This window comes from Streptosporangium heterodermiicola (genome assembly GCF_051390675.1).
Classification (GTDB): domain Bacteria; phylum Actinomycetota; class Actinomycetes; order Streptosporangiales; family Streptosporangiaceae; genus Streptosporangium.
In genome coordinates this window covers 435641-460179 of record NZ_JBPJSR010000003.1, presented here as the reverse complement: position 1 = coordinate 460179, position 24539 = coordinate 435641, and the positions used below count along the sequence as shown (strand labels likewise).

The following is a 24539-nucleotide window of genomic DNA, read 5'->3' as shown; positions in this document are numbered from 1 at the left end:
GCTCCCGCGCATCATATCGAACAAATGTTCAGTCAGACCGGTTGTGCCCGCAGGAACTTTCCGAAGTGCGGCACGGTGAACGCGATCAGCCCGCGTTCGGCGCTGTAGATCAGGCCCTTCTTGATGAGGCTGTCGCGAGCCGGGGAGAGGCTCGACGGCTTGCGGCCGAGCCCCTCGGCCACCTCGGCGGTGGCGACGGGCTCGTCGCCGATGGCTGCCATGGCGTGCATGTAGTCGCGCTCGGCGGGGGTGGCCCGCTCGTAGCGGCTGCCGAAGAAGCCGACCGCGAGCTCCTCCTCGGCCTCCGGCGCGGAGACCCTGATGTCGTCGGCGGTGATCGGGCTGCGCAGCGCCAGGTCCCAGGCGACCTTGCCGTACGCCTGGACGAAGTAGGGGTAGCCGTCGGCGGCGACGTAGAGGGCGTCGAGGGCGTCCTGGGTGAACTCCACGCCCTCGCTCTCGGCGGGGGCGATGAGCGCCAGGTCGGCCGCCTCGCGGTCGAGACGATCGATCCTGGCGTAGCGGAAGAGCCGCTCGGAGTAGCTCTTGCTGGCCGACAGCACGCTGGGCAGGTGCGGCAGGCCCGCGCCGACCACGATCAGCGGGCCGCCGCTCTGGGAGAGCTCGTGGCAGGCCGCGCAGAGCGCCGAGACGTCGGGGGCCTGCACGTCCTGCATCTCGTCGATGAACAGCGCGATGCCGACACCCAGGTCGGTGGCGACCGCGGCGGCGTCGACGAACAGCTCGGTGAGGTCGATCTCCAGGTCTCCGGAGTCGGCGCGCCCCCGCCCCGCGGGCACGTCGATCGCGGGCGACCAGTGCGAGGTGCCCTTGGCCGCGGACGGGTCGCGCATCGCGAACGCCTTGAGCACGCCGAGGAACTCCTCGATGCGCTCGGGCGCCCGGTGCCTCGGGGCGAGCTCCCGCACCGCCATGTGCAGGGCGGCGGCCACCGGGCGCCGGATCGACTGGTCGGGCCTGGCCTCGATCTTGCCGGTGCCCCACAGCCGCTGCATGGCCATCGACTTGAAGGTGTTGAGCAGAACGGTCTTGCCCACGCCGCGCAGCCCGGTGACCACCATGCTGCGCTCGGGGCGCCCACGGGCCACTCGTTCGAGAACGATCTCGAACTGCTGCAGCTCGCGGTCGCGGCCGGCGAGCTCTGGGGGGCGCTGTCCGGCACCGGGAGCGTAGGGATTGCGCACGGGGTCCACGCTCTCGGACTTTATGACGGGATATAGCGGCCGGCTTAGAATTCCGTAGAAAGTGCTACGGCGTGTCGCGCGGCGCTCCACCGGAGACCCGGCTGACGGGGGGCACACCGTCGGCGGCACCGCGAGCATCGCCATGGCACACCCCTCACCTGCGAGAACGTCAGCCCGAACCCGTGTTCGATCCCGTGCCCATGACTGTAGCGCGGGTTCGAACACAGGCGCGATACGTTTCGATGAAAAGCCTCCCCAAGGAATGTACGAACCGGGCTGTAAGCCACATGGGCACGTACGGGGACATACGGGCTAGTCCCGGACGGTCAGCCCCATCGAGCGCGCGGTGCCGGCCACGATCCTCTCCGCCTGGTCCAGGTCGGCGGTGTTGAGGTCGGGCAGCTTGGTCCTGGCGACCTCCCTCAGCTGCGCGCGGGTGATCACGCCCGCCGCCTGGTGTCCCGGACGAGGGCCGCCCCGGTCCAGGCCGGTGACCCTGCGGATCAGCGAGGCCGTGGTGGGCATCTTGATCGTCAGCTCGAACGAACGGTCCTCGAACACGGTGACGACGACGGGGACGACGAATCCCCGCCGGTCCTGGGTGGCCTCGTTGTACCGGCGGCAGAACTCCATGAGGTTCAGGCCCAGCGGGCCCAGGTCCTTGCCCACGGCGGCGGGGCCCGCCTCACCGGCCGGGAGCTGCAGTTTGGCGACCCGGCTGACCTTCTTCTTCGACGACGCGCTCGACGCGTTCGGCATGTTTGGCATGCCCGTCAAACTAAAGTCTCCCGTTACTGGAGACTCAACGGAATAATCGGGGTCATGAGCTACACGATCGGACAGCTCGCCAGGCTCTCCGGGCTGCCGGTGAAGACGATCCGCTTCTACTCCGACACAGGGGTGCTCCCCGAGCGCGGCCGCACCCGGAGCGGCTACCGCCTCTACGGCGACGAGGACCGCGGGCGGCTTGAGCTCGTCAGGACGCTGCGCGAGATCGGCGTCGACCTCGCGACCATCAGGTCGCTCGGCGACCGCGACCTGGGCGAGGTGCTGTCCCTGCACCTCCGTACGGTGGAGACGCAGATCAGGGCGCTGCAGCGGACCCGGGCGGTGCTCAGGGCCACCCTGGAGCGGGACGAACCCGCCGACGACGACCTGCGGCGCCTCAACGCCCTCGGGCGGCTCGGCGCGGCGGAGACGGTGGCGCTGGTGAACGAGTTCGTCGACGACGTCGCGGGCGCGAACGCCGCCAGGCAGGAGTGGCTCGGCGGCCTGCGCGCGGCCATGGTGCCCGACCTGCCCGACGAGCCGGGCATCGAGCAGCTCGACGCCTGGCTGGAGCTGACCGAGCTGCTCGCCGACGAGGGCTTCCGCGCCTCGCTGCGCGAGATGAGCGACGACTTCTGGGAGAAGGCCGACGGGATCGACGTGGCGGCCTGGCACGAGGCCAACACCCTGGTCACGGAGAGGGCGCTGGCCGCGGCGCGGGACGGGGTGCCCCCGGGGTCGGAGGCCGCCGCGCCCCTCGTGACCGAGCTCGTCGCGACCCTCGCCGGGGCGCAGAGGCGCACCCCGGAGTCGGTCGTACGGGACTACGCGGAGCACGACCCGCGCGCCGGGCGATACTGGGAGCTGGTGGCCGTGGTCAACGGCACGCCCTGGCCGCCGGAATCCGTGATCGCGCACGAGTGGATCGCCTTGGCGGCCGCCACCCACCTCCGATAGTCGATCAATTACAATAGCTTTTTGTCGCTTTTGTCCGCTTTTCCGAGGATCCGTTTCCTGAGGATCTGTTTTCTGAGGAGGCGACGCGTGTCAGGCTCCAGATTCATGATCCGTACGCGGGCCGCGCTCGCGACGGCCGCCGGCTGCCTGGCGGCGGCCTCGTGCGGCACGGCCGCCCCCCAGCCCGCCCCGGCCGCGCCTCCGGCCACCTCGGCGCCGATCTCGGCGCCCTCGTCCGCCCCCGAGGCCGCCACCGACGTGGCCGCCCCGGAGCCCGCCACGGATGTGGCCGCCCCGGAGCCGACCGTCGTGACGCCGACGACCGGACCGTCCGCCACCACGTCGCCGACCCCGACGGGCCCGCCGGAGTTCTCCGCGAAGGTCTCCCGGGTCCCCCGCGAACGGCTCGAACACTCGTGGCGGCCCGGCTGCCCGGTCCCGGTGAGCGACCTGCGGCTGATCACGATGACCTACTGGGGCTTCGACGACAAGCCGCACACCGGCGAGCTGGTCGTGAACAAGGCCGCGGCCGACGACGTCGTCTCCGTCTTCCACCGTCTGTACGACTGGCGCTGGCCCATCTACAAGATGCGGCTCGTCGACGCCTACAAGGCCGACGACTACGCCTCGATCGACGCCGACAACACCTCGGCCTTCAACTGCCGCCCCGCGGAGGGGTCGAGCAGCTGGTCCAAGCACGCCTACGGCCTGGCCATCGACATCAACCCGCGCGAGAACCCGTACATCTACGCCAACGGCACGGGCTCCCACAAGAACGCCGCCAAGTTCTTCAAGCGACCCGTCCGGGCTCCCGGGGTGATCAACCCGGGCGACCGCGTGGTCAGGGCCTTCCGGCAGAAGGGCTGGGAGTGGGGCGGTTACTGGTCCGGAATCAAGGACTACCAGCACTTCAGCAAGGGCGGGAACTGAGGGAGGCCCTCCGGGGAACGGGAAACCGGGACGTTCGTTCCGCGCTCCGCCGGGCCGTCACCGGCTTGAAGGGTCGCGGAACCGGGGCGGCTCGGGCTCAGCCGTACGCCGGTGAGACGCCGGCGGGCTGGAACAGGTCCCAGCGGTTGCCGTGCAGGTCCTGGAAGACGACGACCTCGCCGTAGGGCTCGCTGCGCGGGGCCCCTCGAAGACGACGCCCGCCGCCGGCAGCCGCCCGTAGTCGCGGGCGAAGTCGTCCGTGTGCGGGAACAGGCCGACCCCGCCGCCGGTCCGGTCCCCGATCCTGGCCTCCCGTTCGGGGCCGTCGGCGCGGGCGAGGAGCATGCCGTCTCCCGGGCCCCGCGTGGGCGGACGGTCACCCAGCGGCGTGTCCTCCAGGAGCCGGAAGCCGAGGCCACCGAGGTAGAGGTCGAGGGCCTCGTCGTAGTCGCGCACGACGAGAGTGGTGAGAAGGATGAGCGGGGAGAGGACCGGCACGTACGTCGTGGCCGTCACCGCCCGGCCGCGTCTTCCCGGTGGCCCGGGGGGCGGGAGTACGCGTCCGTGGCCTGATGCATCATTGGTCCATGACGGCCGGGGACGGGGACGGGTGGGCTCGGTGCGATCTCGGGCACCGGCACTGGGGCGTGTACGGCGCGGCCGGTCTGCTCGCCGTCAACCACGACGCCACGGGCGAGCCTCGCGTCCTGATGCAGAAGCGCGCCGTGTGGAGCCACCACGGCGGCACCTGGGGACTGCCGGGCGGTGCCCGCGACAGCCACGAGGACGCGGTCGACACCGCCCTGCGCGAGGCCTTCGAGGAGGCCGCGCTGGACGGCACCGGCCTGCGGGTCCAGGGGGTCTACCTCGACGACCACGGCGGCTGGTCCTTCGAGACGGTGATCGCCGAGGCCACCGAGCTGCTGCGCGCGGTCCCCGCCAACGCGGAGAGCGACGACCTGCGCTGGATTCCCGCCGGGGAGATCACCGCCAGGACCCTCCACCCCGGTTTCGCCGCGACCTGGCCGGTCGTCGGCCTCGCGCTCGCCCCCTCCCTCGTCGTCCTCGACGTCGCCAACATCGTGGGCGCCCGCGCCGAACACGGCTGGTGGCGGGACCGCGCGGGGGCGGCGGCCAAGCTGCTCGCCGAGGTCGGCGCGCGTGCCGCCGACGGCCGGTTGACCGCGCCCGGCCGCGTCCCGGTGCTGGCCCGCTGGTTCCCCCGGCTGACCGCGGTCGTCGAGGGCGCCGCCCGCGACACCGCCCCCGCGCCCGGCGTCTCCGTGATCGCCGCACCGGGGAGCGGGGACGACGCCGTCGTCCAGGCCGTACGGGACGCCCGCCTCTGGGAGCGCGTCCTGGTCGTCACCGCCGACCGGGGGCTGCGCGAGCGGGTCACGGCACTGGGCGCCGAGGTCACCGGGCCACGGTGGCTGCTGGCACGGCTGTGACGCTCGCGGGACGGCTCCGGTGCCCGGAGGTCAGGCGTGGGACGGCTCAGGTGCCGGGGTCGGCGCCGGTTTCAGGTCTCGGGTGGCGCGGTGGAACAGCCAGTAGCTCGCCGCGGCGACGGCGAGGAAGAGCAGCCTGACCGGCCAGGGGATGTCCAGGACGAGCAGGCCGTCGCTGAGCGAGTGGAGCGTGGCCGCCACGACGAAGGCGGCGACGACGGGCAGGGTCACGACCGCGCGGCCCCTGACCTGCCAGGCGCCGAAGGCCACCGCGCAGACCAGGCCGGTCCAGACGAGGTGGCTGAAGGGGGTGCTGAGACCGCGTAGGAGAAGGACCGTACCCGCGCCCATGGCGCCGTCGTGGTTGGCGAGGCTCTTCCAGGCGTAGGCCATCGACTCCATGATCGCGAACCCGGTCGCGCAGGAGAGGCCGAGCGCGACCCCCGCGGCCTTGGTGAGGTGCCGGCCGGTGAGCGCGACCGCGAGGGGCGGGACGAGTTTCGCGGGTTCCTCGATCCAGCCGACCCGCAGGATCGAGGTGCTGTTCTTCCCGGAGATGAGGAGCGCGTCGAAGTAGCCGCCGAGCAGGAGGGCGACACCCCCGCCGAACAGGAACATGCCCAGCAGCGTCATGGGCGGCACGCTGGTGGCGATGTGGATCCGGTCGTGGATGGCGAGCAGGAGGGCGAGGGGCCCGGCCGCGGCTCCGTAGAAGAAGGCCGCGGGCAGGAGCGCCTGGTTACCGGCCGCCTGCATCATGGCGATGAGCGAGAAGGACAGAGCGATCAGGGCGATCCACGCCTTGAACCATCGCTGCTGGTAGAAGCGCAAATGTTCTCGCATGGCAGGTAATTTCCCCGTACGTTTGCCCTAGATTCGGGCGATTTGTCGATATTTATCTAAATATCGACTCCGCCACGATGACGGCGCCGATGACCATGAACACCACGGGCACCAGCCACGCCCCCGTCCGCTCCACCAGGGCGATGACCTTCCTGTGCGACCCGAGCCAGGAGGCCGCCGCGCACCAGACCGCGACGAGCACCGCGAACACGACCACCGTGACGACGCTGGACGCCAGGCCGATCGTGCGGAACATCGGGGTGTAGACGGAGATGTTGTCGGCCCCGTTCGCGACGGTCACCCCCGCGATCGAGAGCACCCCCGAGGCGACCCGGGGCGCCTCGTCGCCGTCCTTCCCGGCCCGCCGGGCCCGCCGAGCTCGCCAGGCCTTGACCAGCCCCCACACTCCCATGCCGAACGGCACCAGGCCGAGCAGTCCCACCCAGCGGTCCGGCACCACCGCGAGCCCGAGGGCCGCCGCCGCCGAGACGGCCACCAGCGCGGCGATGCCCGCGTACTGGCCCACGACGATCTGCCAGGGGCGGGGAACACCCCCCGCTCCGGACGCCAGGAAGAGCACCGTCAGAATGATGATGTCGTCCACGTTGGTACCGGCGAAGACGGCGGCGGCCGTACCGATCGTTTGAATCACGCGCGCATTATGTCGTTCCCCTTACGGGTACGCGATGACCGTGGTCAGCCGAGAGCCACGGGCGTTATGATCACTTTCATCCGCTCTTGCCAGTCCCCCGGAGACCGCACGTGGGCTATCCGCCGCAGTACGGCCGGCCGTCGCGGGGCGAGACGAGGCGAGGACTGGCCGCGATGGTCGTCATGGCCGTCGGCGTGGCCATCGGGGCCGTCGTCACCGTCTTCATGGTGTTCAACCCTCCCTCGTCGCCGCCGAGCACGGCGACTCCGACGCGCGGCGAGCACTCGGAGCTCTCGGTCCGCCAGGCCGTCCAACCGGCGCTCGACGCCTACAGCAGCGGGTCGTACGGCGACTTCTGGGACCTGTGGACCACCGAGGCGCAGGGGCTGATCGCGCGGGAGGAGTACGTGAGGCTGTTCGAGATCTGCCCCCCGCCCCTGCCGAACTCCCCGCTCACCATCGGCACCGTCACGATCACCGGCGACAGCGCCAGGGTCCAGGCGACCCGGCTCGACGACGCGACGGACTTCGACTTCGCCTTCGAGGGCGACACGTGGCGGTACGAGCCCTCACCCGAGGAACGGCTCACGTACCAGAGCCCGGTCGACCAGATAGCCCAGCAGCGGCGGGCCATGGGATTCTGCGGAGCGGTCACCCCCACCTCCGCGCCCACCTCCGCTCCCACTTCCGCCCCTCCCGCCGATCCCTCGGTGCCCACCGATCCCTCGGTGCCCACCGATCCTGCGGATTCCGGTGTTCCCGGCGATCCCGCCACCCAGCCGCCGGGGTTCCCGGGGTGATGACCTTTGGCCCAGAAGTGCTGCCATAATTCGCAATTCACAGCTACTGTCGAACGCATGGCCCACTCCATGCCGGCATGGCGAGACGGCACAGGATCGGAAAAACCATCATCGAATGATCACGATGGCGCCAGGCAAGAATCGGAACCGGTTCCGCTGTGGCTGGCCCATCTCCAGCTCAGAGAAGGACAAAGGTCAATCAGCACCCCGGATTCCGATACAGCTATCACCATAGAGCTGGATAAAGCGGATTATGAGGCGCTTTCTCGCAAGGCGCGACTGACCGGAAACCGGGTCGCCGACGTGATCCACGCGGCCGTCCAGCGAGAGATCGGCAACAAACCCCACGTGATCACCCTGATGCACCGCTGGAACCTGCATCGCGAAGACCTCGACACGGCGGCCGACTCCCTCGGGGTCGACCAGCTCTCCGAGGCGGAGTGGGGCCAGATCGGCATCCGCCGTTTCCGGAGGCGCTGAGCCATGCTTCCTGGTCGAGTGCTCGACGTGAGCGCGCTGGTCGACATCGCGGTGGCGAAGACCGAATACTCCCGGAGCGTCACCGCCATGTGTCTCTACCGTGGCGGCGGGATATGCGTCCCGGCGACCAGCCTCGCGGCCGTCCTGTCCATCTCCCCGCTCTCCACCCAGGAGGAGCTGTTCGAGCTCGTCACGACACCCGGCGTGAAGATCGACGACTTCACCCACGGGAAGGTGGGGGACATCGCGGAGATCCTCGACGGATCGCGCGACATCACGGCCGGACACGTCGTCTGGTGTGCCCGCGTCACCAGATGGCCCATCCTCACCGATCGCGGGGCGGAGCTCGTCCAGTACGACCAGAACATCGGGATCGACCCCCTGCCCTAGCGTTCCCCGGTCCCGGTGACGTACGAACCTATGGACCAACGAACCTATGGACCAACGGACCTACGGACCTCGCGAGGCCCGGACGGCGGTTCGACCGGGGAGGCGCGCCACCGATGCCGTCCGATGGTGACCCGCGTACGGCCCACGCCCGGTGGCCTCCCGGTGGGCTCCGTCACCGTACGCGAGGACCCTGCCCGGGGAAGGCGTCGGCACCCATACCTTTCCCGTCGAAAATGATGCCAAATATCGTCACGCGCACGATCGATTTTCGGGGCCGTGGCTTTCACACTGGGAGAGTGACATTCCAGACGAGGCGCATCAAGCTAGAAATTCCTGACGGACCAGAATACGACCAGGTGCGCGATATGCACGGTCACGCGGTCACGGTGTTCGCGTCCACGGAGATCAACGGCGAACGTTCCCTGAAAATCGGCAGCCGGACTTTGCTGCTGAGGAAGGTGGGGGTGGACGAGGACGACGAGGGGCCGATGGACGTCTATCGAGCGGAGTCCATTTCGGAGCCCTCTTACTGAAGGCCTGACTTACCGAAGGCCGGAACCCTCCCGCCGAAGGGTCGTCCCGGCGCCCCGATCGCCTCGCCTCCCAGCGCCCCACGTCCCGCTCGTCCGTGCCCGCCTGCCCGTGCCCCGCTTGTCCCGTACCCCGGTGTGTCCGGACCGGCGGTGCCCGGTACACCCGCTGCGGGAACACACCGTGAGGAGCGTCCGGGCGGGGAACGCGTGGGAATACGCCGTTCCATCGGGGGAACTCGTGAGGGAAGCGTGCACGCCCGTCCGGCGCGAGCCCGTCCAGTACGAGGAGCTCCGAACCGATGCGCATCACCTTCGCCACCGAAGCGGCACCCGGCAGGCAGAACGCGGACACCGGAAACACCGCGGACACCGGGAACATTGAGAACACCGGAAACACCGCGGGCAACGACGGCAACGAGGACTTCTTCGGCGCGACCCCGGACGCCTTCGTCCTCCTCGACGGCGCGGGCACCCCGGCGGGCGCGGAGTCCGGGTGCGATCACGGCGTCGGCTGGTACGTCCGCTCCCTGGGCTCGACCCTCCTCGCGGGCATGACGCAGGACACCGGAACGCTCACGGAGATACTCGCGAACGGCATAAAGGCCGTCGCCTCCCTCCACGACTTCGTCTGCGACCTCACCCATCCCGGATCGCCGTCCGCCACGGTGGTCATGGTCCGCCGTACGGCGGGCGACCTGGACTTCCTCGTCCTGGCGGACTCCGTCCTCGTCCTGGACGTGACCGGCCAGGCGGAGCCGACGGTCGTCTGCGACGACCGGGTGGATCGGGTCGGCAGGGCGCACCGGTCGGTCCTGGACGGCCTCGCCAACGGAAGTGCCGAGCACGTCACCGCGCGCCGGGAGTACGTGGAGACCATGCGGGACCACCGCAACCGCGAGGGCGGCTTCTGGATCGCCGCCGTCGACCCGCTCACCGCCGAGCAGGCGCTCACCGGCACGCTCCCCGCCGACCGGGTACGGGCGGTCGCGCTGCTCAGCGACGGGGCCTCCCGGCTCGTCGACCGGTTCGGGCTGGCCACCTGGCGCGAGGCCCTCGACACCCTCGAACGGTCCGGCCCCGGCGAGCTGATCCGCCGGGTCCGCGAGGCGGAGCGGACCGATCCCGACGGCTCCCGCTGGCCCCGGGCGAAAACCCACGACGACGCGACGGCCGCCCACTGCCTGTTCGGCTGACCCCCGGCCCCCGGCTCGCCGGGCCGCACGGCGGACGATCACCCGGACGGCGATGTGGGCCGCGTACCGCTCAAGCGCCTCGACCCTCGCGGTGACGGCGCTCTCGCTGCCGGCGAGCACTCGCTCCAGCGGCTTCATCGCAGCCGCCACCTCCTGGGTGACCCCGCCGCGCACCAGATCGCGGTGTTCGCCGCGAAAGGCGGACAGCTTGGCCAGCAGGCGCGCGACCTCCCACCGCCACGGCCACCACCTTCACCGTGACCGGTCCCCGGCACGGCGAGGACGGCGATCGGGCGCCCCTCGGCACGGGACCGGCGGAACAGGGCTCGACTCCGGTCGCCGCGCATCCCATGGACCTATCCCCTGGAGAGCTCCTTGAGAGCGAGGGCCCAGGGGGCGTTCTCCCGGCTTCCGCCTTCCGCAGCGGCCAGGCCGGACTCGGGCTCGGACCCGGACTCGGCTTTGGACCCGTACGAACCAGGACCCGCCAGGACGCGGACTCCCTCGGCCCGGAGGCTCTCGACGCTCCGGCGGAACGGCACACGCGTGGCGAGGGCGTCGTTGACGAAGGGCAGGACGACCACGGGGATGCCGAGACCGGGGGCTTCGGCGAGGAGGCCGAGGGCGTAGGTGTCGGTGATGCCCTGGGCGAACTTGTTGACGGTGTTGTAGGTGGCGGGGGCGACGATGATCGCGTCGGCTCTGGGGGGCTTGGGTTCGTCCGGCGTGCGGTAGCGGCTGCGGACGGGGCGTCCGGTCTGTCGTTCCAGGGTGGGGACGTCGACGAAGTCCAGGGCGGACGGGGTGGCGACGATCTGGACGATCCAGCCCTCGTCCTGGGCGAGGGCGACGAGACGGCCGACGTCGCGGGCGGCACCGGCCGCGCACACGATGACATAGAGGACCTTGCCGGGCTCGGTCACACGATCACTCCCAGGAGCGCGGGCGGGTTCGGGGGCTCACGGGCCGCACGGCCCTGTGCCTCGTGAGACCGTACCTCGTGAAGACCGTGACCCCGTGAAGACCGTATCCCGTGAGATCAGCGGATTCTCTCCGCGAGCAGGTCCTTCGCGGCCTGCGGCGCCTTGGCGGGGGATCCGGCGTCGAACGGCGGTCGCGGGTCGTACTCGATGACGAGCTGGATCGCCTCGGCCGTGGTCTGACCGGCGATGCGTCCCGCGAGGGCGAGCGCCATGTCGATGCCGGAGGACACCCCGGCGGCGGTCACGACCTTCCCTTGGAACACCACGCGTTCGGCGGTGTAGGTGGCCCCGAACGACTCCAGCACGTCGACCGCGCCCCAGTGGGTCGTCGCCGAGAGCCCGGTGAGCAACCCCGCCGCCCCCAGCAGCAACGATCCGGTGCACACCGAGGTCGTCCACGTGCTCGTCCCGTCCATCCGGCGGATCCAGCCGAGAAGCACGTCGTCGTCGAGCATCGCCCGGCTCCCCGGACCTCCCGGGACGAGCAGCACGTCACACGAGTCGACGTCGGCGAACGCCTCGCTCGCGGTGAGCACCAGGGACCCGGCGTCGTTCCGTACCGGCCCGGCCTCGGCGGCCGCGAACACGACCTCGGCACCCGGCAGGAACCTGAGCACCTCGTACGGGCCGACCGCGTCGAGCGCGGTGAACCGGTCGAACAGCGGTATGACGACGCGCACGGTGATTCCCCCCGGTGGCGAGCGCGGTGGTGAGGTGCCACCCACGCTTCGGAAGACATCTTGACGGGTGTGACGGACGGTGGAGACTTGTCCGGTGGTCAAAACACTACGTCCCCAGAACTACAACGAAGCGATCTACGTCGGGCACTTCTTCCGTACCGGCGTGCCGGTGGTGATGGACCTCACCGCGCTGCCGGACGACGAGGCGAAACAGTTCGTCGACTTCGCCGCCGGCCTGGTGTTCGGCAGAGGCGGGGACATGGACCGCCTGTCGTCCAAGGTGTTCCTGCTGATGCCCCGCGGGATGGGCAACCGGGTCCCGGTCACCGAAGACGCGCCGTAGGTCAGGTGGCGCGGCGGGTTGACCGGATGCCCCGGATCTCCCCTTCGACGAGAAACCATCCGGTTTCCCGCGCGGTGGTCGGCGAACGGGCGTCGAGGAGCCGGGCATCGGATCGTCGATCGATCGCTGCGGTTCCTTCGGAGAACCACGCCGCCGCGGGGGCCGTCATGACGTATGGCCTCGCCCCGCAAACCCACCGGAGCGAACCCGACCCGCCGACGTCTCCCGAACTCGTGGTCCGACGAGACGTTGTGAACGATGTCTCGGAATTGGAACCGGTCGCCTGGCCGGTCACCGAAGACCCGGCTGTTTGGATCCGTACGGTTCGATCATCCACTGATTCCCGTGGTTTTCACTCAACGGCGGAAAGGTCGACAATCCCGACGACGCTAGACACAGAGATCATGGAATCATCCTGGTTCTGGCCGCCGAGTTCAAGAAACCGGGAGCGCGAATCAATAGAAATATGCCGGTTGTCTCCTTGCACCCACACACGCCCCTCGGGAACGGTCACGGGGCCGAAGACAAGACGCGAGGCGGGAGGCTCCTTGATGTAGGACTCCCGCAGGGGTTGCCCGTTCAGGGTCATCCGTCCTTGACCATCACAACATCGCACGGCAATCCCTGGAACACCGATGACTCGCGAGATGCGGATGCCGGTTCCGCCCCACGTCCTGGGGGTCTCGAAAAGGATCACGTCACCGAACTTCGGAACGTATCGCCCCCCGGTCTGGGTCGCCGTCACCTTACTGCCCGCTTTGATGGTGGGTTCCATGACTCCATTTGGGACGCCGTACTGTTTCCTCCCCGCGATGCGGTCGACAAGGCCGCACCCGGTAATCATCGGCATAATCAAAGCTGCACACAGGACATACGACACATAACGGTTCACTAGGACATTATGCTGGACAAGGTGCAACCCTGACGCTTCTTTCCGCGTCCTGGCCCTGGTCCGCTCAGCTCGTCCTGCGGTGACGGCGACGGGACGAGCAGATTTCCTCCGTCGGACGGCGGGCTCCGTGGCCGCCGAGCAAGGCGGGCCAAGACCGGTTCCGCGCGCGTTCCGGAGCTTCCGGGGAGGCCGTTCCATCACCGGCAGGGGTCCAGGTGGCCTTCCTCCCCTTGACAGGCAAGTGGCGACTTGCCTATAACTGTGCCCATGGAAGGAGACCCCGACCTGTTCAAGGCCATCGGCGATGCGACGCGACGCGTCATCCTGGACGAGCTGACCGACAAGGACGGTCAGACGCTCTTCGAGATCTGCGGCCGACTGACCATGAAGCACGGCCTGGCCTCCTCGCGCCAGGCCATCTCGCAGCACCTCGCGGTGCTCGAACAGGCCGGCCTGGTGCACACCCGGCGGCAGGGCCGGTACAAGTTCCACCACATCGACACGAGCCCGCTGCGCTCGATCGTCGAGCGGTGGCCCATCGACCGAGAGGAACCGAATCCGTGATCCGCGTCAACATCACCAGCGTGCTCGTCGACGACCAGGCCAAGGCACTGGCCTTCTACACCGAGAAGCTGGGGTTCATCAAGAAGACCGACGTGCCCCTCGGCGAGGCCCGATGGCTCACCGTGGTCTCCCCCGCCAACCCGGACGGTGTCGAGCTGCTGCTGGAGCCGGATGGCCACCCGGCCGCGGGCCCGTTCAAGAAGGCCCTGGTCACCGACGGCATCCCGTTCACCCAGTTCGCCGTTGACGACGTGTACGCCGAGGTCGAGCGGCTCAAGGGGCTGGGCGTCGAGTTCACCCAGGACGCGACCGACTTCGGCCCGGTGGTCACCGCCGTCTTCGACGACACCTGCGGCAACCTGATCCAGATCGCCGCCATGAAGTAGTCGCCCACCCTCGCCGACGAACATCGGGACCGGCCGGTTCGCCGCCACCCGCCCGTGTCAGTACGTGATCTTGAATGACGGAGACCGGTTCCGGCAGGGTCGGGCGGGAGGTCGAGCCGGACACGGCGGCGCTCAGCCGAGGTCGTGCCACCGCCGTACCGCGTCCCGGTGCTCCCGGCGGCCGATCGCCACGAGGTTGGAGCGGTAGAGGCCGATCGCGCCAGGGCTGTCGAGGCCGGCTCGCGTACACGGCCGCAGCACGTTGTCCAGCTCGTCCACCAGGAAGACCCAGGGATAGCGGGCGAAGACGAGGTCGAGCAGCTCGCTCGTGTCGCAGCCGCAGTTGGCCTGGAGCTCGGGGTGCAGCTCGAACAGCAGTGTCGGCGAGGCGTTCAGTGCCTGGACCGCGCCCCGCAGCACGAAGCCCTCGTAACCCTCGACATCGATCTTGATGATGTCGGGTGGGCCGAGGCGATTGTCGGCGAGATAGGCGTCGATCGACGTCATCGGCATGGTGATCGCGCCCGTGGACGTCCCGACGTTCGCCGCCGCGGCCGAGTGCTTGCCGGACTGCTCGCCCGACAGGTGCACGGTCAGCTCACCGGGCGACGCCCCCACGGCCACCGGCTCCACTGTCACGCGGCCGGTCAGGTCGTTGCGCTCCACGTTGCGTCTCAGGTAGGCGACGTTCTCCGGCACCGGCTCGAAGGCGATCAACCTGCCGTCCCGCGAAAGGCGCGCCCCACCGGTGCAGGCGTAGACACCGATGTTCGCCCCGACGTCGAGTATCGAACGACTGACCGAGGCCAATTCCTCGAAGACGCCGACCTCGAATTCCTCGTAGTATCCCGCCGAGATCGAGGGCATGATCGTGGCGTCCCACACCGGGCCGGTCAGCACGACACCCCGGTAACGCACCTCGGCATCGCGATTCCCGGTGGTGACGCCCAATCGGAACACCGTGTGATAAAGCCGGTTGACCAGGGGAAAGCGCCGGACACTACGGCCGCGCAGCAGTTTGCGGACCATCCGGCTCCTGTTCGCCGCCCTGGCCGCTCGCATCACCGCGATGGCGAGATCCTGCCGTAGCCGCTTCATCGATAGGGCCATGATTCGAAGTTTGACTCAGTCACGACTCACACGGGCGAAAATCGGCGAGCGTCGGCGACCGGCTTTCGGAAACGCGACGGGGACCCCATTGAGACCTGGAGACGTGTTCGAAACCACTCGGGTCAAGGCCGCGCGGGGACAATTCATATACGTCTGACGATCGGTCGTGAGCCGGGGTACAGATCCAGGAAGGAGATGCCTCGCGGGGCCGGGCGGCGTCAGGCACACCCGGTTCGGGCCCGTCCTCTCACATCGGGGAGCCTTGTGGACCTGGACGAGTTGGAAGAAGCCATGCGGGCCGTTCGGCGGGCACTGGAGGGCTCCGACGCTTCGAGCCCGGACAGCCGCCACGGAGAGTTCGACGAGGCGGACAAGGCTTATCTTCAGGCCTGCTACCTGGCGAACCTGCTGGAGAACGCGGCGAAGGTCGCGCGGCACCTGCGGGAGCGCGTGGTGAGCCTGCCCGACGGCCGGCTGGTCGCCTCCTGGCAGGGAGGCGACCCCAGGCATCACCGCAATCAGGCGCGCATCCGCGTGGAGTCGGCGATTCCCGCCCTGGATTCCGCGTTCGCCGACATGACACACGTCCAGGCGGAGATCGGCCGGGTGGATCTGCGCAGGCCACCGCAGCCACCTCCCGATCACGACTGGCCGGAGGACCTCCCGCTCGGGCCGACCGACGGGGACCCGTACGAGGAGGACCAGATCCGCTAGCCGAACGGACGGCGAACCATACCGGGCGGCGGGCGGCGCCGGAGTCGGCGGGCGGCGGGCGGCGGGCGGCGGGCGGCGGGCGGCGGGCGGCGGGCGGCGGGCGGCGGGCGGCGGGCGGCGGGCGGCCGAGTATCGCCCCACATGTCATCCTTGATCCCGTGCGTTCCACCGGCAAGCGCTTCACGGCACCTTCGGCTGTTCGCCGTACGCTGGCCGCCGCGCTCGTCGGCCTCGTTCTTCCGCCGCTCGCCGGGGCCGTCATCCTCTCCGGGCTGGCCGTCGTCCCGTACGACGGCACGGGCGACACCGACGGCTGGGGCCGCCTCGGCCAGGGGATGGGTATCGCCGCGGGGACCGTACCGTCCCTGCTGGTCCTGGCCTGGCCGCTGCTGTGGGCGCTGCGCGTGCGGCCCGCCTGGCACGTCGCCCTGCCCGCCCCGATCGTGGGCGTCGCCCTCTGGGCCGTCCTCGGCACGGTCGCCTCGCAGATCATCGAAAACGTGCTCGTCACCGTCTTCGTCGCCTCGACCCTGGCGTACGGGCTGACCGCCCTGTTCACCACGACGGGAGGATCCCGGTGGTGGTGGCAGCTGCCGCTGATGGCCGTGGGCGGCCCTCCGCCGATACCGCTGGCGGGACCACACCCCCGCCTCCCCGATCTGGGAATCCCGCTGCTCGCTCCCGACCTGCCCGCCTACACGGTCGAGCGCCGCTCCGCCCGTCCCGGCGACCTGCGCTATCTCCTGCGCCCATCGGGACTGCACCGCGCCGCCACCCCCGCCGAGCGCGATGCCTCCACCATCGCCGTGACCGTCCGCTCCCGGGTGGACCCGCCCGGCGAGGACTCCGCGTACGAGCCGGTGAGCACCCGGACATGGCGGCGGGTCGCCGACACGGGTACCGCCTACGTGATCGACCGCGACGACGCCACGATCATCCTGAAAGCCGGCCCTCGCGTTCCGGCCGCCGTCCTCCTCCAGGCCGCCACCACCCTCCGGACCCGGCCACAGTCCCATTTCACGCCGGGCGATCCTCCGCCGTGGCGCGGCTGAGAAGGGAACGATCGGGCTCGGCGACCGACAGCACGGTCATGTCCAGCAACACCATGAAGTAGCCCGGCGAGATGCCGGCCGGCGCGCGGGCACGCCCCCTCGGACGGAGGTCCGCCGACGCCGGCGCGGATGAGTTCGGCGGGGTCATGTTCGAGTCGACTCCCGGGACGAGGGGTGAGAGAGCTACACCAGCTCAGGACCTTCGAGGCCGTCGTACGGCACCCGCCCACCCGCTCGCCGCCCGGACCGCGCCGACCCCCGGCGGCCTCAGGCACGAGTGGCTCCTGGTCAACGTCCCCGAGTGCTCGTTCTGGATGGCCGGGAACAGGATCCTCGACTCCGGCCCCGAACGGATCGAGGTCGGAGGCGTCCCGGTGATGCGCGTGGGCGGAGCACGGACTCGGGATCCCGTTGCTTCCCCGGTTCGCGGTCGCCGACGGCCTCCGCTCCGGCGCTCTGGTCCAGCTCGATCTCCCGCTTCCGGATCTCAGCCTGCGGCTGATCTGGCGGGAGGACCAGGAGTCGCTGCCCGAGATGCGCGACATCCTGTACGCCGCGGCCCGCCCCTGAAAACCGGCCACGGGCCGGGCCGGTCACGACTCGGTGTCCCTCCAGTGCGGGGTATGCGACTCGATGTCCTCCGGCACGCGAATCCGCCCGTTCAGGAGAACGAGTGGCGCGATCTCGGTGCTCTCATGGAAGCGCAGGTAGCCGACGAAGGATTCGACACCATCGGTATGCGCGTCGAGCGAGTACCGGCCGAGCCAGTCCAGCAGCGTCCGGAGCCGGTAGAAGTCGTCGGGATGGAACTCCTGGCGTACCGTCAGCGCCCAGCCGTCCGATCGCTCCCGCGCGGCCAGCTCGGCGACGAGCGCGCCCCCCACGCGCCAGGCGGCACCGCGTCGCGCGAACACGGGCTCCACCTCCGCGTCCTCCCACTCGCAGTCGGGGTCGTCGGGATCACCGAGTGGATGGGCCTCCACGTATCTGTCAGTGCCGATCGGCAGTCGCCCAGGTCGTGGCCCCTGCCCCACATGCCACCGCAGCTCGGCGAGCTCGTCGTCGGTGATGTCGGCACGAACGTCCACCGACAGCACGAGCTCGTAGATGTCCGCCATCGGCACACCGTACCGGCGGGACGGGAATCGAATGGGACGTCATCGACGCCCGGGAGAGTGGACCCAGCCCGTCCGGTGCCGGCGTCTCACCAGCGACCAGGTCCCGTCGTCGCATGTTCCGGCGCGCCGCCGGAAATCGTGATCGTCGATGAAGTACGGGGCGTCGAGATCGAGCCAGCTGTCCTTTCGCGCACGCCGGTCCCAGTGGGCGGTGGGGATGCTGACGCAGTTCATCCGATGTGATTTGTCCTGACTGGTAATTTTCAGAACCTCCACACCCGCCGGATGGGTGCGAATCACCAGGCATGGCCTGACCTTTCCCCCCGAGCCGTCGGCGAACGGCACGCCGGCCCACCAGATGTCGCCGGGACGCGGGCGCGACTGCCAGGCCGGGTCCGGCGGCACCTCGTGCACCTGGGGCCCGGCGGGGCGGGGGGCGAGGATCCATCGAACAAGGCGGACAAAGGCATATATGGCCGCTACCCATATGCCAATACCTGCCAGAATTCCCAGCAATGCACCGGCTTCCCCGAGGGCTTCAGTCATGGCTCATAACATACTCGGCAGGCACTGAATCCCAATCTTAGTTGGATATTTCATCTTTACGTATCAGGTGCAGAAGAACACACCGATGAAGCTCGGGCAGAAGGTCACCGGCGTCCGGGATACCTGGATCGCCCCGGTGAAGCGGACGAGCAGCTCTCGGAGCGGGTCGCGCTCCTCGGGGATGAGGGCATCGGCGATCCCGCGGTGGAACAATGTCCGCTATGACCGAATCAGATCCGAAGTCGGACCTGCACCGCTACCTGCGGACCGCCCGTGAAGCCCTGCTGTGGAAGCTTGACGGGCTCTCGGAGTACGACGTCCGCCGCCCGCTGACACCGACCGGCACCAACCTGCTGGGGCTGGTCAAACACGTGGCCAGCGTTGAGCTGGGATACTTCGGCGACACTTTCGGGCGGCCGTCCGCCGAGCCGCTTCCCTGGTTCGAGGACGAGGCCGAACCCAACGCGGACATGTGGGCGACCGCGGACGAGTCGCGCGAAGAGATCGTCGGGCTGTACCACCGGGTGTGGGCGCACTCGGACGCGACGATCGAGGCATTGACACTGGACGCGGTCGGCCGGGTGCCGTGGTGGCCGGATGATCGGAGCCAGGTGACGCTGCACCTGATCCTGATACACATGATCGCCGAGACGAACCGGCATGCCGGGCACGCCGACATCGTCCGGGAGCTCCTCGACGGAGTCGTCGGACTGAAGAAGGACAACGACAACATGGCGCCAGCCGACCAGGCGTGGTGGGAGGGCTACCGGGACAGGCTGGAGCGTGTGGCGCGGGAGGCCGGCAGGAACTGAGCCTGCGATCCGGCGGGGGGACATTCTGGTGCCGGGCTTGGTCGACGGCGATGACTCCAACGCTCCGGGGCGACGAGTGAGAGGCGGCAGGCTGGGAGCGAACACGACCCGGGGTTCTACGGAAATCGAAAAGAGCCCTCCTCCCTGACGCGAGAAGAGGGCCCCTGATCCGCGTTCGAACTCCGGGTGGGCTGTGGGCTGTGGGCTGTGGACCCAAGCCGCGCATGTGGCCCTTGACCCGGATCGGTTCGGCCATGCCGGCATAGACCGGCGCCCTGTCCGCGTCCTTGCTTGGTGACATCGCGAGGAGGACAGGTGGATCCAGGATTTGAGGCGGACTTCCGGGAGTTCGTCATCGATCGATCAGGGGCGCTGTTCCGTACCGCGTACTTGCTGACCGGCGACCGGCACGCCGCCGAGGACCTGATGCAGTCGGCGTTGACGAAGACGGCGGTGAAGTGGCGCAACCTGCGCGACCCTGCGGCCATCGAGGGTTACGTCCGCCGTGTCATGTATCACGAGCAGGTGAGCTGGTGGCGGCGCCGTTCCCGCGTCGCGGAGGTGTCCACCAGACCAGGCTGACCATGAACACCTACACATATGTGCTTCCGGACATCGAACGGGCGGCCGTCGACGCGGTCGTCAAGAGGCTTTTCGGGTGATCGAAGACATGCCGAGGTCCGGCCCTCGCGGCTGCCGAAGGCATGTCATCGCCCTTTAAAGGAAACTCGAACCCGGAACCCACAGATCAAAAGATCGCCCTAGGGCTGTTACGGGCGATTCAATACAGGTCAGAGGGCACACAGTCCATCCTGAACCCGCTTGAACCGGCCTGCATCGCAACCCCCATTGAAGGATGGAGCTAAAACGGCCAGCCGTGTTTCAAAAGCTGTAAGTTGTCCCCTGGCACGATGCAGAGCGCCTCAAGTGGCTTACTTTTCGTCGGGTGAGGGATTTCGATCCACTCCACCCCACCGAAGTCCGTGAAGCAGTGGGGGAGACTCTGAAGGTATCTGAGTTGGAAACCCGCAAAGTAGGGAGTGTCCTTGGATTCGATGTCTCGCCCATGTAGATGACCGCCTTTTGGATCGATACCGCGGCTTCTCCAGTACGCCAAGACTGCCCTGGCGGCTCGTTGGAGTGGGCTGGCATCTTTCCACCGGAGACGTATGCCGAGGTCGACATCACGATCGGGATCGGGCTCTGCGCTGTCGAGTGTGAGTCGCTCGATAGAGATCGCTCCAGCGGTTACGGCGGCGACGAGTTGCTCACGATGGTAGAGCGGGATGTATCTGTCGAGGCCCTCGAACTCACGCAGCATGGCTTCCCGTGGAGCACGTCCGGCCGCGGGATCTACCTCGATTGCTCGCAGCCGTCCCAACGCCGTCTCAAGCGGTTCACCTTGCTGCCATAGCAGGACCGCTTCGTTGTCCGATTGGATGTCGTAATCGAAGACCAGCTGACAACCACGCCTTCTTCCAAGCAAACCTTGGCGAATGATCGAGTAGGGACTGCTCCCACGCGATATTGAGTTGATCACGTGGTGCGCCCAACGCCTGCTTCCCGATGTATTCTCGATGAAAAGATCAACATCATGAGGCTCCAGAGCCCCGCGCGCGTACGAGCCGAAGACATAGATCTTGTCAATGACCTCCAGCGGCCACGTGTCCTGCCCCGCGACCTGATTGGTTAGGGCGAGTTCGACAAGCTCCGTAGCGTTATCCCGTTTCACAAACGCTATTCTGGCAGGTATTGACCATAATGGGCGGAAAACCGTTAAACGTGAGCCTGGGAAATCGAAGCAAACCGAGAAGGGCGCCACCTACCGTACAAAGGGTCCTGGCGGCCGAGCCCGCGATCCTGAACGTCATGGTCAAGGGCGGAGACTGGGCACCCGGGTGCCAGCTCGTCGATGCGACCTTCGCCGCCCTGCGCGGCATCCACTCGCCACCCAGGATCTTCACGCCGATGGTGCTGACCGACACCGGGGCCAAATTGTCGAAGTCCCTGATCCGGGACAACAAGGTCCCGCCGCCACCGGGTACTCAACCCTGGATGCTGAACGCGACCGAGTGGAACGGCGGCATCGATGACTACGTGGACGCGATGGTCTGGCTGGTCCGGCTCATGCTGTCCAACCCGAAACACTTCTACCGCTCCTACACGACCCTGGAAGTGAACCGCCTGATGAGCACTCGCAGCGTCACCCCGACAAGCCCGCCGCGCGCCCGGCACATGAACCTGTACCGACGTTACTTCGACCTGGTCGCCTCCGGCCGCAAGACGATCGAGGTTCGCGTCCAGTACGCCAACCTGCGCGACCTCGCCGCAGGTCAATACATCCGCTTCGCCTGCGGCACCGATGAATGCCTCACCCGTGTCGTCCGGGCAGCCCGCTACACCGGCTTCGATGAGATGCTCGACGCCGAGGGCCCGGCCAACGTCAACCCCGATTCCCCACGCGAGGAACAGCTCGCCGGCATCCGCCGCATCCACAACCCGGAAAGGAGGCCTTGGGCGTCCTCGCCATCCAGATCGAGCGAGTCTGAAAGCCGCTCTTCCTGTCGTGCGAACGATGGCTCCGTCAGGCCGTCCTCGGCCAGGCCGTCCTCGGCGACGCGGCAGAGAAGGTGATCACGCTCATCCCGGAGCGGAGAAGATCCCGGGAAGCGAGATCATGGCGCCGTGTTCCCGTCCGGCCCGCTTCGACGATCGGCGTCGAGGCGGGAGCCGGGGTTTCCACAGGTGGCGGAGAGCGTGGGATTCGAACCCACGAGACCGGTCACCCGGCCTAGCGGTTTTCAAGAGGGCTAGGTTCCATGCAGCGACAGGGCCTCTCACCAGGGCGAAAGCATCCTTGCTAGCCATGGCTACAGAAGATCATCCCGTGAATATCCCACGAGACTGAACACGCCACCATCAATGTAGGCCAGGGCGTCTGTAGGCCGTCACGAACGGCCCTGAACTGCGGTGGACTACAGTGCGCCCTTACAGCCTGGAGCGAGTGTCCGCATCATGGTCATCAAGATCACTGCGGCTTGCTCAGAGGACGGAACCCCCCACTCTTGGGACAATTGGTATTTTCGCCCCGTTGTCTGTCTCCAGCGGTATTTTTATTGCGGCGACCCTGCCATGTAGGGGTATCCTGCGAGGACCGATTTTTGGAGGTTGAGTCATGCGTCTGTCAACTGTGAAGGTGAGGGACTTCCGCTCAATCCGATACGCGCAGTTGGATGGGCTGGATGCTCCAAATTATGTGGTCCTCGCTGGAGCGAACGGGTCCGGCAAGTCCAGCATGCTGGAAGCCATAGAGCTTCTGTCGGCGATCATATCGCCTCCTCGATTGCCCAAATCGGCGCTTGTGAGGCTGGGCCAAGAGCGAGCAGAGCTCTCGATGACGTTCACTGTCACCGATCGAGAGTTCGAACAGGCCGATCTATTTCACCGCTCCATACATGGGCGCCCACTTCCTCGACAAGAGCTTGATCATCGAACGGCGGTCATCGATACCGCCGGCCAGGTCATCTACTCGGGATCCCCTCTCGCAGAGACGCTCTTCGCTCCAGCCTTTCGATCGGCCCACGGCTTCCCGCGCGTAATCTCCATGAGCGGCAACCGCATCCGAAAACCTGACAGCGATGCTCTGCATGGGGCATCATCATTTGCGGGATTGGACAGTTTGACCGAAGCACTCATGATGCTCGACTACCGGTCGCTCAGCTCTCAGCGGGCTGGCAGTAGTGCGAATGACTACGAGAACTTGGCCCGAGTCTTCCTGAACGTCACCGAGAAGCGCCTTCTGCTGCCGCGCTTCACGGAGGGCTTCACCAGCGGTTGTATCGAGGTCGAGTTGAAGGATGGCTACCGACATGACCTAAGCGGGCTGTCAAGTGGCGAATTAGGGCTCCTCGGATTGCTGTGTACGCTGTACGAGGCAGCCAACGGCGAAGCTCTGCTGCTATTGGATGAGCCGGAACTACACCTGCATGCCACCCTTCAAGCGGCATTCCTGCGGGCACTTCGCCAGGTCGCCTCACGTACACAGATCATCCTTGTAACGCACTCCCTCAAGATCGTGGCATCATCCCTCCCGTCTCAAATCTATGAAATACGCACTGGAGACAGCCAGGTATCGCGCGTCACGGACCCGTCTTCGATGCTTGATGTAATTCGCCATTTCGGTGTCGAGCAAGCGGACTTAGTCCTTAAGTCCGGTCGACTGGTTGTCGAAGGTGACCATGACCAGAAGCGCCTCAACCAGCTCTTCCCTGAAGAGATCGAGCGCCTTCACGTTGGGGTGGCAGGAGATCGCCAACGGGTACTTGTCCATTATCGATTCCTGGAGGACGGCCCTGGTGACTTGCCATGGCTTTGTCTTATTGACCGGGACTTGATGAGCAGCGCTGACCTTGCACGCTATACGGAAACTCACCCTCATCTCCATATATGGCCGCGGCGCTCTTTCGAAAGCATGCTATTGGAGCCAGTTCTCCTAGCTGCCGTTCTTCAATCTCTGGGTAGGCCCGCATCTATCGACGAAGCCGAAGCATTGTTACGTGCGGCAGCGGATGGTCTGCTTTCTGACGTCATTAATGCACTTGTTCAAGCTGAACTGGGTCGCCAATTCCCTATGCCCAAGATAGATCGGGGTCGCGGAGACAAGGGGCTTGAAGAGGCCTACGCCGAACAGGCGCGAGTTCTGGCGGCTAAGAGTAAGTCCGTATCTGAGGTTCGGCGGCAGCAGGAACAGGCAGTGAGAGCGTGCTGGGAGACCGAGCGCTTCGCTCTCGTGGATGCGAAGAAGACTTTAGGACGGCTGGCGAAACAACTTAGTCTCTTCCGACGAGTGGATGATCTCACCACAGCGTTGATAAGTCGCGCAGCAGACGACCCTCTTGTTCGCCCTGAAGGGTTGGAGCAGTTCCGGCAGCGACTGACGGAGTGTCGCCGAACTAGTCTTCGGAGCAGTAAAGAAATGCGCGGTCTCCCAAATTAGATACGATGCCCGAGATTCATGGTGATCACTTGGCCATTGGCTTAATTCAGCGGGCAGGCTTTTCAGTCTGTCAGTGCCCACTCCTTGTTGTGGCGCACTCAATCGATTCCCTTAACACGATTATGGGTCAAATGGTCTCAC

General features: G+C 67.5%; 31 protein-coding genes. 18 read left to right on the top strand and 13 right to left on the bottom strand.

Annotated elements, in window-relative coordinates; genetic code table 11:
* Positions 1-32: 32 nt before the first annotated feature.
* Complete coding sequence (locus ACSC1Q_RS09335; protein WP_436758247.1) at positions 33-1205, bottom strand: DUF8462 domain-containing protein; 1173 nt, start codon at positions 1203-1205, stop codon at positions 33-35.
* Between the two features lie 312 nt (positions 1206-1517).
* The gene (rplK, locus tag ACSC1Q_RS09330; RefSeq protein WP_436758246.1) at positions 1518-1973 is read right to left on the bottom strand and encodes a 50S ribosomal protein L11; all 456 of its coding nucleotides are present in this window, start codon (positions 1971-1973) and stop codon (positions 1518-1520) included.
* Positions 1974-2027: 54 nt separating this feature from the next.
* On the opposite strand from rplK, the gene ACSC1Q_RS09325 reads away from it, so the two are divergent.
* Together ACSC1Q_RS09325 and ACSC1Q_RS09320 are read left to right on the top strand one after the other, a co-directional pair.
* On the top strand, positions 2028-2930 hold the full coding sequence (locus ACSC1Q_RS09325; protein WP_436758245.1) for a MerR family transcriptional regulator: 903 nt from the start codon (positions 2028-2030) through the stop codon (positions 2928-2930).
* Positions 2931-3017: 87 nt separating this feature from the next.
* Positions 3018-3860: a M15 family metallopeptidase gene (locus ACSC1Q_RS09320; RefSeq protein WP_436758244.1), complete on the top strand. Its 843-nt coding sequence runs from the start codon at positions 3018-3020 to the stop codon at positions 3858-3860.
* 57 nt (positions 3861-3917) lie between these two features.
* Here ACSC1Q_RS09320 and ACSC1Q_RS09315 read toward each other — a convergent pair whose 3' ends face one another.
* Positions 3918-4376 (bottom strand): VOC family protein, encoded by a 459-nt coding sequence (locus tag ACSC1Q_RS09315; protein WP_436758243.1) that lies wholly within the window; start codon positions 4374-4376, stop codon positions 3918-3920.
* Between the two features lie 71 nt (positions 4377-4447).
* On the opposite strand from ACSC1Q_RS09315, the gene ACSC1Q_RS09310 reads away from it, so the two are divergent.
* A complete protein-coding gene (locus ACSC1Q_RS09310) occupies positions 4448-5311 on the top strand; it encodes an NUDIX hydrolase (protein ID WP_436758242.1) in 864 nt (287 codons plus the stop codon).
* A 30-nt stretch (positions 5312-5341) separates the two neighbouring features.
* On the opposite strand, the gene ACSC1Q_RS09305 is transcribed toward ACSC1Q_RS09310, so the two are convergent.
* On the bottom strand, positions 5342-6154 hold the full coding sequence (locus ACSC1Q_RS09305; RefSeq protein ID WP_436758241.1) for a PrsW family glutamic-type intramembrane protease: 813 nt from the start codon (positions 6152-6154) through the stop codon (positions 5342-5344).
* 52 nt (positions 6155-6206) lie between these two features.
* Complete coding sequence (locus ACSC1Q_RS09300) at positions 6207-6806, bottom strand: cadmium resistance transporter (protein WP_436758240.1); 600 nt, start codon at positions 6804-6806, stop codon at positions 6207-6209.
* A 110-nt stretch (positions 6807-6916) separates the two neighbouring features.
* Between ACSC1Q_RS09300 and ACSC1Q_RS09295 the strand changes: the two genes are divergently transcribed.
* The 5 genes from ACSC1Q_RS09295 to ACSC1Q_RS09275 all read left to right on the top strand — a co-directional run bounded on the left by ACSC1Q_RS09295 (position 6917) and on the right by ACSC1Q_RS09275 (position 10202).
* Positions 6917-7606 carry a hypothetical protein gene (locus tag ACSC1Q_RS09295; protein WP_436758239.1) on the top strand — a complete coding sequence of 230 codons (690 nt, stop codon included), beginning with the start codon at positions 6917-6919 and terminating at the stop codon, positions 7604-7606.
* 57 nt (positions 7607-7663) lie between these two features.
* A complete protein-coding gene (locus ACSC1Q_RS09290; RefSeq protein ID WP_436758238.1) occupies positions 7664-8086 on the top strand; it encodes a hypothetical protein in 423 nt (140 codons plus the stop codon).
* Positions 8087-8089: 3 nt separating this feature from the next.
* Positions 8090-8476: a hypothetical protein gene (locus tag ACSC1Q_RS09285; protein ID WP_436758237.1), complete on the top strand. Its 387-nt coding sequence runs from the start codon at positions 8090-8092 to the stop codon at positions 8474-8476.
* A 296-nt stretch (positions 8477-8772) separates the two neighbouring features.
* Positions 8773-9009: a hypothetical protein gene (locus ACSC1Q_RS09280; protein ID WP_436758236.1), complete on the top strand. Its 237-nt coding sequence runs from the start codon at positions 8773-8775 to the stop codon at positions 9007-9009.
* 299 nt (positions 9010-9308) lie between these two features.
* Complete coding sequence (locus ACSC1Q_RS09275) at positions 9309-10202, top strand: protein phosphatase 2C domain-containing protein (RefSeq protein ID WP_436758235.1); 894 nt, start codon at positions 9309-9311, stop codon at positions 10200-10202.
* A gap of 356 nt (positions 10203-10558) precedes the next feature.
* On the opposite strand, the gene ACSC1Q_RS09270 is transcribed toward ACSC1Q_RS09275, so the two are convergent.
* Together ACSC1Q_RS09270 and ACSC1Q_RS09265 are read right to left on the bottom strand one after the other, a co-directional pair.
* The gene (locus ACSC1Q_RS09270) at positions 10559-11125 is read right to left on the bottom strand and encodes a flavoprotein (protein WP_436758234.1); all 567 of its coding nucleotides are present in this window, start codon (positions 11123-11125) and stop codon (positions 10559-10561) included.
* Between the two features lie 116 nt (positions 11126-11241).
* Positions 11242-11865, bottom strand: coding sequence for a DJ-1/PfpI family protein (locus ACSC1Q_RS09265; protein ID WP_436758233.1), 624 nt, complete (start codon positions 11863-11865; stop codon positions 11242-11244).
* A 94-nt stretch (positions 11866-11959) separates the two neighbouring features.
* Between ACSC1Q_RS09265 and ACSC1Q_RS09260 the strand changes: the two genes are divergently transcribed.
* The gene (locus ACSC1Q_RS09260) at positions 11960-12208 is read left to right on the top strand and encodes a cell division protein SepF (protein ID WP_436758232.1); all 249 of its coding nucleotides are present in this window, start codon (positions 11960-11962) and stop codon (positions 12206-12208) included.
* Positions 12209-12560: 352 nt separating this feature from the next.
* Here ACSC1Q_RS09260 and lepB read toward each other — a convergent pair whose 3' ends face one another.
* Complete coding sequence (gene lepB / locus ACSC1Q_RS09255) at positions 12561-13100, bottom strand: signal peptidase I (RefSeq protein ID WP_436758231.1); 540 nt, start codon at positions 13098-13100, stop codon at positions 12561-12563.
* 267 nt (positions 13101-13367) lie between these two features.
* Here lepB and ACSC1Q_RS09250 point away from each other — a divergent pair, with 267 nt between their 5' ends.
* Together ACSC1Q_RS09250 and ACSC1Q_RS09245 are read left to right on the top strand one after the other, a co-directional pair.
* Positions 13368-13664 (top strand): ArsR/SmtB family transcription factor, encoded by a 297-nt coding sequence (locus ACSC1Q_RS09250; protein WP_436758230.1) that lies wholly within the window; start codon positions 13368-13370, stop codon positions 13662-13664.
* Positions 13664-14050, top strand: coding sequence for a VOC family protein (locus tag ACSC1Q_RS09245; RefSeq protein WP_436758369.1), 387 nt, complete (start codon positions 13664-13666; stop codon positions 14048-14050). The genes ACSC1Q_RS09250 and ACSC1Q_RS09245 overlap by 1 nt, the downstream gene beginning before the upstream one ends.
* Positions 14051-14182: 132 nt before the next feature.
* Here ACSC1Q_RS09245 and ACSC1Q_RS09240 read toward each other — a convergent pair whose 3' ends face one another.
* Positions 14183-15160 (bottom strand): FkbM family methyltransferase, encoded by a 978-nt coding sequence (locus tag ACSC1Q_RS09240; protein ID WP_436758229.1) that lies wholly within the window; start codon positions 15158-15160, stop codon positions 14183-14185.
* Between the two features lie 291 nt (positions 15161-15451).
* On the opposite strand from ACSC1Q_RS09240, the gene ACSC1Q_RS09235 reads away from it, so the two are divergent.
* The 3 genes from ACSC1Q_RS09235 to ACSC1Q_RS09225 all read left to right on the top strand — a co-directional run bounded on the left by ACSC1Q_RS09235 (position 15452) and on the right by ACSC1Q_RS09225 (position 17496).
* On the top strand, positions 15452-15874 hold the full coding sequence (locus ACSC1Q_RS09235; RefSeq protein WP_436758228.1) for a hypothetical protein: 423 nt from the start codon (positions 15452-15454) through the stop codon (positions 15872-15874).
* A 158-nt stretch (positions 15875-16032) separates the two neighbouring features.
* Positions 16033-16926: a hypothetical protein gene (locus ACSC1Q_RS09230; RefSeq protein WP_436758227.1), complete on the top strand. Its 894-nt coding sequence runs from the start codon at positions 16033-16035 to the stop codon at positions 16924-16926.
* 411 nt (positions 16927-17337) lie between these two features.
* Positions 17338-17496 carry a hypothetical protein gene (locus ACSC1Q_RS09225; protein WP_436758226.1) on the top strand — a complete coding sequence of 53 codons (159 nt, stop codon included), beginning with the start codon at positions 17338-17340 and terminating at the stop codon, positions 17494-17496.
* 23 nt (positions 17497-17519) lie between these two features.
* Here ACSC1Q_RS09225 and ACSC1Q_RS09220 read toward each other — a convergent pair whose 3' ends face one another.
* The 3 genes from ACSC1Q_RS09220 to ACSC1Q_RS09210 all read right to left on the bottom strand — a co-directional run bounded on the left by ACSC1Q_RS09220 (position 17520) and on the right by ACSC1Q_RS09210 (position 18803).
* Positions 17520-18044 (bottom strand): hypothetical protein, encoded by a 525-nt coding sequence (locus ACSC1Q_RS09220; RefSeq protein ID WP_436758225.1) that lies wholly within the window; start codon positions 18042-18044, stop codon positions 17520-17522.
* Positions 18045-18083: 39 nt separating this feature from the next.
* Positions 18084-18590: a type II toxin-antitoxin system PemK/MazF family toxin gene (locus ACSC1Q_RS09215; RefSeq protein WP_436758224.1), complete on the bottom strand. Its 507-nt coding sequence runs from the start codon at positions 18588-18590 to the stop codon at positions 18084-18086.
* 63 nt (positions 18591-18653) lie between these two features.
* The gene (locus tag ACSC1Q_RS09210; RefSeq protein WP_436758223.1) at positions 18654-18803 is read right to left on the bottom strand and encodes a hypothetical protein; all 150 of its coding nucleotides are present in this window, start codon (positions 18801-18803) and stop codon (positions 18654-18656) included.
* Positions 18804-18811: 8 nt separating this feature from the next.
* Between ACSC1Q_RS09210 and ACSC1Q_RS09205 the strand changes: the two genes are divergently transcribed.
* Both ACSC1Q_RS09205 and ACSC1Q_RS09200 read left to right on the top strand, forming a co-directional pair.
* Positions 18812-19402: a DinB family protein gene (locus ACSC1Q_RS09205; RefSeq protein WP_436758222.1), complete on the top strand. Its 591-nt coding sequence runs from the start codon at positions 18812-18814 to the stop codon at positions 19400-19402.
* A 315-nt stretch (positions 19403-19717) separates the two neighbouring features.
* Positions 19718-19984 (top strand): sigma factor, encoded by a 267-nt coding sequence (locus tag ACSC1Q_RS09200; RefSeq protein WP_436758221.1) that lies wholly within the window; start codon positions 19718-19720, stop codon positions 19982-19984.
* A gap of 280 nt (positions 19985-20264) precedes the next feature.
* Here ACSC1Q_RS09200 and ACSC1Q_RS09195 read toward each other — a convergent pair whose 3' ends face one another.
* Positions 20265-21134 (bottom strand): nucleotidyltransferase domain-containing protein, encoded by an 870-nt coding sequence (locus ACSC1Q_RS09195; protein WP_436758220.1) that lies wholly within the window; start codon positions 21132-21134, stop codon positions 20265-20267.
* Positions 21135-21271: 137 nt separating this feature from the next.
* Here ACSC1Q_RS09195 and ACSC1Q_RS09190 point away from each other — a divergent pair, with 137 nt between their 5' ends.
* A complete protein-coding gene (locus ACSC1Q_RS09190) occupies positions 21272-22036 on the top strand; it encodes an ASCH domain-containing protein (protein WP_436758219.1) in 765 nt (254 codons plus the stop codon).
* Between the two features lie 541 nt (positions 22037-22577).
* Positions 22578-24398: an ATP-dependent nuclease gene (locus ACSC1Q_RS09185; protein WP_436758218.1), complete on the top strand. Its 1821-nt coding sequence runs from the start codon at positions 22578-22580 to the stop codon at positions 24396-24398.
* Positions 24399-24539: the final 141 nt, after the last annotated feature.